Origin of the sequence: Thioalkalivibrio sp., assembly GCF_041690275.1 — a bacterium.
Classification (GTDB): domain Bacteria; phylum Pseudomonadota; class Gammaproteobacteria; order Ectothiorhodospirales; family Ectothiorhodospiraceae; genus Thioalkalivibrio.
Window position 1 is genome coordinate 1 of record NZ_JAWLHP010000116.1, and the last position, 3822, is coordinate 3822.

5 protein-coding genes are annotated in these 3822 nt (G+C 66.3%); 2 read left to right on the top strand and 3 right to left on the bottom strand.

The genetic code is table 11. The features are described from left to right. Positions 1–173 precede the first annotated feature (173 nt). From ACESMN_RS13490 to ACESMN_RS13500, 3 genes are read right to left on the bottom strand one after another with little or no spacing between them, the layout of a single operon-like run. Positions 174–1181 carry a 2-hydroxyacid dehydrogenase gene (locus tag ACESMN_RS13490; RefSeq protein WP_373054126.1) on the bottom strand — a complete coding sequence of 336 codons (1008 nt, stop codon included), beginning with the start codon at positions 1179–1181 and terminating at the stop codon, positions 174–176. Positions 1182–1235: 54 nt separating this feature from the next. Continuing rightward, positions 1236–1733 (bottom strand): GNAT family N-acetyltransferase, encoded by a 498-nt coding sequence (locus tag ACESMN_RS13495; RefSeq protein ID WP_373054127.1) that lies wholly within the window; start codon positions 1731–1733, stop codon positions 1236–1238. Positions 1734–1736: 3 nt separating this feature from the next. Beyond that, on the bottom strand, positions 1737–1949 hold the full coding sequence (locus tag ACESMN_RS13500) for a DUF2061 domain-containing protein (protein ID WP_373054128.1): 213 nt from the start codon (positions 1947–1949) through the stop codon (positions 1737–1739). Positions 1950–2088: 139 nt separating this feature from the next. Here ACESMN_RS13500 and ACESMN_RS13505 point away from each other — a divergent pair, with 139 nt between their 5' ends. Together ACESMN_RS13505 and ACESMN_RS13510 are read left to right on the top strand one after the other, a co-directional pair. Continuing rightward, a complete protein-coding gene (locus ACESMN_RS13505; RefSeq protein ID WP_373054129.1) occupies positions 2089–3036 on the top strand; it encodes a hypothetical protein in 948 nt (315 codons plus the stop codon). A gap of 306 nt (positions 3037–3342) precedes the next feature. Next, the gene (locus ACESMN_RS13510) at positions 3343–3792 is read left to right on the top strand and encodes a protease complex subunit PrcB family protein (RefSeq protein WP_373054130.1); all 450 of its coding nucleotides are present in this window, start codon (positions 3343–3345) and stop codon (positions 3790–3792) included. The last annotated feature ends 30 nt before the right edge of the window (positions 3793–3822 follow it).

A 3822-nucleotide genomic window follows, 5' to 3' on the forward strand; every position in this document is an offset into this window, starting at 1 on the left:
CTGTGGTGGGCACACTCCGTTTTGCCCACCCTACGGTCCTGAAGGCCGGAGCGTGGGGCTTCGTGACCGGACCGTTGGCGGCCACGGATGGCCGCCATCGAGCGCCCAGGGAAGGCTCGAGCGTGTCCGGTCACGGAGCCCCACGCTCCGGCCCTTCCCCGACGCCCGGGCGCCTACACCAGCCGGTTCATGCAGGGCTCGTCGTTGCTCAGGCAGCGCAGGTTTTCCACCGTGGTGCGGGCGATCTCTTCCATCGCCTGCCGGGTCAGGAAGCCCTGGTGGCCGGTCACGAGCACGTTCGGAAAGGTGAGCAAGCGCTGGAACAGGTCGTCCTGGATCACCTCGTCGGAGAGATTCTTGAAGAAGAGGTTCTCCTCCTGTTCGTAGACGTCCAGACCGAGGCTGCTGATATGCCCGCTCTTCAGGGCGTCGATCACCGCCGCGGTGTCGATGATCGTGCCGCGGCTGGTGTTGATCAGCATCACGCCCGGCTTCATCAGCGCAATCGCCTCGGCGTCGATCATGTCGTGGGTCTCGGGCGTCAGCGGGCAGTGCAGGCTGATCACGTCGCAGCGGCTGAGAAAGGCCTCCCAGGGCAGGAACTCGATGCCACTCTCCTCGACCTCGGGATCCGGGTAGGGATCGAAGGCGACCACGGTACACCCGAAGCCCTGCATGATGCGGCCGAAGGTGCGCCCGATCTTGCCCGCGCCGACGATCCCCACGGTGCGGCCGTTGAGATCGAAGCCGATCAGGCCGTCGAGCAGGAAGTTGCCTTCGCGCACCCGGTTGAAGGCCCGGTGGGTCTTGCGGTTCAGGGTCATGATCAGCGCCACCGCGTGCTCGGCCACCGCGCTGGGCGAGTAGGCCGGCACCCGCGCGACGCGCACCCCGAGCTTCTCGGCCGTCTCCAGGTCAACGTTGTTGAAGCCCGCGGAGCGCAGCGCGACGAGATCGATGCCCGAGGACTTCAGTGCATTCAGCACCTCGGCATCCAGGCGGTCGTTGACGAACGCACAGACGGCCGTCGCGTCCTGCGCCAGCACCACCGTGTCCGGTTCCAGCCGGGGCTCGAGGAAGTGGAACTGAACGTTGCTGTCGGTCGCGGCCTGTGTGAGGAACACGCGGTCGTATTTCTGCGCGCTGAAGACCGCGACACGGCACTCCCGGGAATCGCTCATCGGCTCACCTCACAATGACTGGAGAGCCCATTAGATTACCAGAGAAGCCCGCGGTCACGAGACCGGGCGCCAGAGGCGCGCCGCGTAGTCGCGGGCCTCGTCGCGGACCGGAAGCCGGGTGAATCCGCGACCGGCGAAAAAGCCCTCGGCCCCGGCCTGCGCGCGCACCAGGATTCCGGCCTGCCCGGCCGCGCGGGCCGCTTGTGCCCCGTCCTCCACCAGGAGGGTGCCGAGGCCGCGGCGATGGTGGGTCGGACGCACGTAGAGGCCGTGCAGGAGGGCTGCCGGAACCGGCTCGGGCAGTTCCTCCGGCGCGAGCGGCTCCCACGCGGCCACCGCGGCAAGCTCACCCTCGAATTCGAGCACGCGCAGGTCCAGGTGCTCCAGATCGGCCGCGGTGTAGCGGTAGCTCGGCATCACGAGGCGCTTCACGCGCTCCGGCAGATCCCAGCTGCGCACACCGGCCTCCACGACCGCGTTCACCGCGTCGAGATCGTAGCCACCGGCCTGGCGAATCCGGGGCGCGACACCCCGGCTGAGAACGGCTGCCATGGCTCAGCTCGCCAGCGCGCTGGCAGCGCGCTGCCGCCCGCAGGGTCGCGCGCGGAACCAGGCCCACGCCTTTTCGTGGTAGTGGTAGGCAGCGGTGTTCACCAGTGGCTCGATCAACGCGATCAGTCCCCCGATCACGAGACTGCCGGTCAACGCGTACACGACCCCGATGGCCACCGTGAAATGGACGATGCCGAACGAGATGGTCTTTGTCATGGCTTGTCTCCCGCAAATTCCTTGGGTGTAGTATCGAGCCACGATCACCATGTTGAAAGACAATTGAAACTATTGTCTGTATAGACTTTTGAAATGACTGGCCCCACGAACTCGGGAGGCGCAGGCGAGACCAACAACCATGGACATGCTGCGAAGCAACATCGACGAACAGCGGCGGCGGCTGCAGCAGGAGCTGCACGAACCGCTGGATCGCATCGCACGGCGTCTGCGCGGTGCGTGGCCGGAACGCGGCCCGGTGACCACCGTGCTGCAGAATTCGATCCGGGAACTGCCGCACTGCACCTATCTCTACGCGCTGAACACCGGGGGCATCCAGATCTGCGACAACGTGTCGCACGCGGGCCTGCTGCCGGAGCACTACGGGCGCGACCGCTCGCAGCGGCCGTACATGAAGGAGCTGGTGCCTGCGGACGGCTTCCTGCTCTCCGAGGCCTACATCAGCCTGATCGGACGCCGCCCCTCGCTGACGGCCCTGCAACTGGTGCGCGACGCCGACGGGACCGCGCTGGGCTTCCTCGGGGCCGACTTCGACCTGCGGAACCTGCCGCACAGCGGAGACCTGTACGAGGAATCGACCGAGTGGCGGCAGATCAAGGGCGACCCGTCGATCCGCGGCACGGTGTTCCTGCAGACGCGCACCGACAGCCTGATGGACCGGGACATGGACAGCGTGCTCTCCGTGCTGGAAGAGCTCTTCAGCGAACGCGGCGTATTCCAGTGTGTGCTGCACTTCTCGAGCAGCCGGGCGACCGTTTGGACGCTGGAGGACCCCTACCGCTACCGCATCCTGACCCACGACGCACTGAGCGAGCCGGACACCTGTCTCGCCTTTCCCCGGATGCCCTATCCGGACACTGCCCTGATGCCGGCGGAGGCGATCCCGGAGATCCTCGAGAACCTGAAGGCCCTGCGCTTCGCCGATGAAACCGTCTACCTGCGTTCCTCCTCGATCAATCTGTTCAACGGCATGATCAGCCTCACCTTCTCCTGCGACGGCTCGCACTACATGACCTGGAAGGAGTTTCTGGACCGCTCGGTGGGCTTCTGGCTGGGCGACACGGGTTAGCGTGAAGGCCCTCTCCACTCCCGCCGCGAGCCGCTCTTCGGCGCAGGGTGGGCCAAGCGCAGCGGGGCCACCATCCTGACCGTCGCGGCCTGTGGTGGGCACACTTCGTTTTGCCCACCCTACGCCCTTCTTTCATGGTCGGGGATGACGCACGGGTGCAATAACAGTAAGCATGGAAATCGCGGCCTGCGCTGCCCTCTCCCGCCTGCGGTGGAGGGGGGAGCGGGTGCGCGGCAGAAACGGTATGGTGGTCCGGTGACGACGCGCCTTTCCGAATGGCCCGCAAGACGAATACTGGAGCCAGCGATGCACCGATTTCTGATTCTCGCGCTTCCGCTGCTGGCGGCAGGCTGCCTGGGTCCGCCGATTCCGGAGGAGGAACTGCCGATCACCGTTCTGGCCCAGGGCCAGCAAAGCCTGCAGACAGAGACGCGCTTCGAGTGGATCACGGATCCCGATGGGTTCGAATCCCTGTGGGAGACGACGCAGACCGGAGCTCGGCCCTCGGTGGACTTCGAGCGCGATGGCGTCATCGCCGTCTTCATGGGCGAACAGCCCACCGGCGGACACAGCATCCGGGTCGATCGGGCGGTACTCGGAGATGACGAGCTGATGGTGGAGGTGGTGCTGCAGTCACCGGGCCCCGAATGCATCACCACCCAGGCGCTGACCCGGCCCTATCAGATGGTGTCGGTGCCGCAGGTGGCCGAGCAGGCGACCTTCACAACCCGATCGGTGCTGGTCCCCTGCACCTGACGATCATGCCGATACGCGCTGCCTGTGGGA

Bases quoted from the DNA above. Each gene is read 5' to 3' on its own strand.
- ACESMN_RS13490 (WP_373054126.1), bottom strand. From the start codon at position 1,181: ATGAGCGATTCCCGGGAGTGCCGTGTCGCGGTCTTCAGCGCGCAGAAA.
- ACESMN_RS13495 (WP_373054127.1), bottom strand. From the start codon at position 1,733: ATGGCAGCCGTTCTCAGCCGGGGTGTCGCGCCCCGGATTCGCCAGGCC.
- ACESMN_RS13500 (WP_373054128.1), bottom strand. From the start codon at position 1,949: ATGACAAAGACCATCTCGTTCGGCATCGTCCATTTCACGGTGGCCATC.
- ACESMN_RS13505 (WP_373054129.1), top strand. From the start codon at position 2,089: ATGGACATGCTGCGAAGCAACATCGACGAACAGCGGCGGCGGCTGCAG.
- ACESMN_RS13510 (WP_373054130.1), top strand. From the start codon at position 3,343: ATGCACCGATTTCTGATTCTCGCGCTTCCGCTGCTGGCGGCAGGCTGC.